Below are 4160 nucleotides of genomic sequence, written 5' to 3'. Positions count from 1 at the left end.
TGCGCGACGGCGGCGTCCAGCGCCTCCTGGCGGCGGCCGGTGATGAACACGTGCGCACCCTCGGCGGCGAAGCGCCGGGCGGTGGCCAGGCCGATGCCGCTGGTGCCGCCGGTGACGACGGCGGTCCTGTCCTCGAGCTGTCCCATGATGTGACTCCTGATCGATATGGATGATGTGCCGTCACGGCGGTGGTGCGGCCCGTGTTACCGGCGGTTCTCCGCTCGGACGGGTGTCGCGGGCGGGTACGGGGCGGCGGTCGGCGTGCTGTTCGGCGCCGGTCATCGCCTGCGAGGGTCTCCGGGCGGATCCGCCGACCGCGGGAGGGCGGCCGGCGCGGGGAGCAGTTGGCGCCGTGCTGCGGCCATGAGGGTCCGGACGGCGATGGCCCCGACGAGCAGCGTTGCCGCGGCCAGGACGAGGCGCGCGAGGATGTCCGCTCCGGCGGGGCGGCCGTTGTGGATCCAGTGCAGCCCGGTGGTCGCGACCGACGTCCAGGAGAAGGCGAACGCCCAGAAGGCGGGCGAGAAGCGCAGACGCAGGAACAGGGGCAGAAGGCGCAGCTGGGAGAAGATCATCAGGAGGCAGTAGCCCGCGAGCACGGCGGAGAGCCGGTCGGTGCGGTCCGCGTTGAGGGCGAAACAGGCGATGCTGGCCATGGAGGCGGGCACGATCTCGATTGCCAGCGTGGGCTCCAGCGGGGAGGGCAGCGGAGGCCGGAAGAAGAGCCGCGCCAGGATCATCGAGCCCATGACGAGCCACGAGACGATGCCCAGGCCGAACATGGCCTCGGCCAGTCGCTGCTGTCCCACCAGCGCCGCACTGAGCGCGGCCACGAGACCGCCTCCGACGGTGGGCAGGAAGTACCCCGGATGAAGCTGGTCCAGTGCGAGCGGACCGTAGATCCACTGTCCGGTGTACCAGCCGCCCACCAGCACGGTGAGGACGAGGAAGACGTCGACGACGGCCCGGCCGGCGTCCGGCGCGAACGGGGCGATGCCCTGCGCGGCGAGGAGCATCGGCGTGATGACGGCGAGCGAGCCGAACGGACCTGCGACGCCGTCGAGCACGTCGGCCCTGAACGCCCCCCGGACCGACAGGGCGTACCTCGCGTACGCCGCGGTCGTCACGCACCAGACGGCGGCTGCGACGGCGATGAGGGCACGGCCCACCCACACGGGTGCGTAACCCTCGTGGGCCGCCGTCAACCACGAACCCGCCAGGCCCGCCAGGCCGAGGGGGATCCCGAAGAAATTGAGGGGAACACGCGTCACCGTCATGCGTCCGCCTCCGTTCCGGACGTCCTCCCGCGACCGTGCACGTAAGAGGCCCGGTTCCGGCACCGCAGTCCGTACGCCTGGCACGGTCGGACGCCCCGGCTTCCCCGGCATGCTCGCCGTGCGGTCGTCGACCGGACGGCGTTCCGGCAGACGGGGCTGACGGCCTGAGCGGCCAGGGGCCCGACCGACTGCCGCGGACAGGCAGCAGGATCAGGCACCCGCCGCGGAGTTCCTTCGGCCCGAAGGCGGGCAGCGAGCCGGTCCCGGACCTCTTCGGCCCGGAGGCCCGCGAGTCCGGCACCGTCCCCCGGTGTCGTCACCGATCCGCCTGGAAGGCCCGGGAGCAGCCGTTGACGGCCCGCACGGGCGCCGCCCTCCCTGCTGTGGGGATCCGTGCCGCCGTCCTCGCCGGCAGGCTCGGTCGCGTCACATCCGGAGGCCGGGCCTGCCGGCGCACCGGCACGGGGGCGGGGAGGCGGCGCCCCGCAGTGCCCGACGGAACCGGTCAGGTCCGCCTCCGCCGGCGTGCGGCCGCTGTCAGGCCCCCGCCGAGTGCCGTGATGCCGACGGCCGCACCGGCCAGCAGCCAGGTGCGGGCCCCGCCGGTGGCCGCGAGGGTCGCGTCCGCAGAGGTCCCGCCGCGCGCGGCCCTCTCGATGAGGCCGGTGACCGCGTCCGGGTGGGACACGGGTGCGACGTGCGAGGAGCGGATCTCGACGGACACCGCGTGGGCACGCCCGGCCATCCACCGCTGGGCCGCCGCGGGGATGTTCCTGTCGTCCGAGGTGATCAGGTCGTACGCGGGAACGGTCCTCCACGCGGCCCCGGTCGCCTTCTGGCCGAGGGCGCCGGAGTCCACGGGCCGCTGGGTGAGCGCCATGACCGACGACACGCGCAGCGGCACGTCGGCGGCGAACTGCTGCGGGTACAGCTCCTGCTTGACGTACACGTCCATGCCCGTCCCGCCCCCCATGCGCGGGTAGGGCAGCGTCGTCAGCGTCCGGGCCAGGGTGCTGCCGGGGTACTTCGCCACCAGCTCGGCCGAGCTCTCCCCCTTCTCCGGGAGGAATCCCGCCACGGCGACGACCGCCTCGACGGAACGGTTCCCGAGCGCTGCCTCGTTGACGACCGCGCTGCCGTACGAGTGGCCGACGAGCACGATCGGGCCCTTGATGCCGCGCAGCACGCTCTTCGTGTAGGACGCGTCGTACGAGAGCCCCCGGAGCGGGTTGGCGAGGACGACCACCGGATAGCCGTCACGGCGGAGCCTTCCCGCCACCCCGTCCCACGAGGAGGAGTCCACATTGGTCCCGTGCACGAGGACCACGGTCGGCTTCACCCGGGCCCGCTCCGGAAGGGGGGGAGCGCCGTCCGCGAACGCCGGGGCCGCCGACGCTGCGACCACCGCGGCGACCGCCGCTGCGGCGGCCAGGCGTCCTGTTCCGGCGAGGCGGGGGCGTGCCTGCATGTCGTGCCATCCGTTCGGCTTCTTCATGCGCTCATCGTCATGGGGACGAAAGGGATCGGCGTGCCGGACGGGGCGGACGGGTGATCCGACCCGCGGTGCGGGACGGCCGCTGCGGTCGCTGCCGTCGGCGTCCGGGAGCCCCGACGGCGGGTGGCGCGCCGGATGTGCGGGCGGCCGCGGGACGTACGGCCGGGGGCCGCGGTCGGAGTCGCCGGTGCGACAGGCGCCGATACGATGGAAACGCGGGGACATGCGGTTGCGGGAGTGCGTGCTTGGAGGACCGCCACCGGCGGGCCGCACGTCGGGCTCCGTCAAGGACCCGGCCTCCGCCCTCGTCACCGTCCTGCCGGACCGGCGCAGCCGTCGCGCCGCGGGCGGTCCGGGCGGACGGCGGACCGTCAGGCCTGATCGGCTCGGCAACCGCGGTGGGACCGTGTCCGCACGGCGCGGGCGGAAGGGCCGGCACACCACCGGAGGGAACCGGCGGCGGGAGCCCGATGGCGTGGGAGCCCGAGAGCAGAGCGGTTCGGGAGAGGATGCGCATGAGCACGGGAACGAGCGCGGGCGACCCCGAGGGGGTCGTCACGGTGACGAGCCCCTTCTCCGTCGAGGAGACGGTGGAGCGGATCCTGCGGACCGCCGAGGGGGCCGGGATGACGGTCTTCGCGGTCATCGACCACGCGGCAGGCGCGCAGGAGGCGGGTCTGAGGATGAACCCCGCCACCCTGGTCGTCGTCGGCAGTCCGAAAGCGGGCACACCGGCCATGGCCTCCCGCCCGGTGCTCGCCCTGGAGCTCCCCCTGAGGGTGCTGGTGTGGCAGGACGACGGGCAGCAGGTACGGGTGAGCCGTCAGGACACCGCGGGCTGGGCCGACCGGTTCGGCCTGCCCGAGGAACTGCTGGCACCGCTCTCGGGCGGAGCACGACTGGTCGGCACCGCCCTCACCGGCTAGCACTGCCACCTGACGGGCCCTCACCGTGCCGTCCTCCTGGCGCGCACCGTGTCGCGGAGCCGCGTCGACAGAGACGGCGGCACCGGGACGTACGGATTCCCGCTGTCGAGCACCGCGTGGGCGGGGGGAGCGCCGTTCCGTTCCGGATCCGGTTCTTCTCGCTCCGGGATCGGCGCTGCGACATCCGGTGCTCGGGATTCCCGCCGGTCCGGATCCATGGCGCGTGTCCCGCCTGCGGTGGTCGTCCCCTTGCACGCGCTTGCCGTCGTGCGTGCGGGGAAGCCGCCCGGCGGACGCAGGCAGCGCGTATCGGCCTTCCCCCGCATGCTTCCGCCCGAGAGCGGGGTGCTCTCGGGCGGAAGGGGACCCGGGCGGTCAGACCTGGTTGATGCCGCCGTCGACGTAGAGCTCGATGCCGGTGACGAAGCTGCTCTGGTCCGAGGCGAGGAAGAGCGCCGCGGC

Annotated in this window: 5 protein-coding genes; 1 reads left to right on the top strand and 4 read right to left on the bottom strand. The window is 73.9% G+C overall.

Going from position 1 to position 4160, the window contains the following annotated elements; translation table 11 throughout:
- The 3 genes from ACFY07_RS28500 to ACFY07_RS28490 all read right to left on the bottom strand — a co-directional run.
- Window positions 1-146: SDR family NAD(P)-dependent oxidoreductase (locus tag ACFY07_RS28500; protein WP_390871776.1), on the bottom strand; the 146-nt coding region annotated here is incomplete at its 3' end.
- A 132-nt stretch (window positions 147-278) separates the two neighbouring features.
- Window positions 279-1277 (bottom strand): TDT family transporter, encoded by a 999-nt coding sequence (locus ACFY07_RS28495; protein WP_390872432.1) that lies wholly within the window; start codon window positions 1275-1277, stop codon window positions 279-281.
- A 505-nt stretch (window positions 1278-1782) separates the two neighbouring features.
- Complete coding sequence (locus ACFY07_RS28490; protein ID WP_390872431.1) at window positions 1783-2772, bottom strand: alpha/beta hydrolase; 990 nt, start codon at window positions 2770-2772, stop codon at window positions 1783-1785.
- Between the two features lie 515 nt (window positions 2773-3287).
- Between ACFY07_RS28490 and ACFY07_RS28485 the strand changes: the two genes are divergently transcribed.
- On the top strand, window positions 3288-3698 hold the full coding sequence (locus ACFY07_RS28485; protein WP_390872430.1) for a DUF302 domain-containing protein: 411 nt from the start codon (window positions 3288-3290) through the stop codon (window positions 3696-3698).
- 375 nt (window positions 3699-4073) lie between these two features.
- Here the strand turns inward: ACFY07_RS28485 and ACFY07_RS28480 are convergent.
- The coding region (locus tag ACFY07_RS28480; RefSeq protein WP_390872041.1) for an SDR family oxidoreductase at window positions 4074-4160 on the bottom strand (87 nt) is incomplete at its 5' end.

The sequence above is a fragment of the Streptomyces sp. NPDC001380 genome (assembly GCF_042895785.1).
Taxonomy (GTDB): domain Bacteria; phylum Actinomycetota; class Actinomycetes; order Streptomycetales; family Streptomycetaceae; genus Peterkaempfera.
This window is presented reverse-complemented; position numbering and strand designations above follow the sequence as displayed.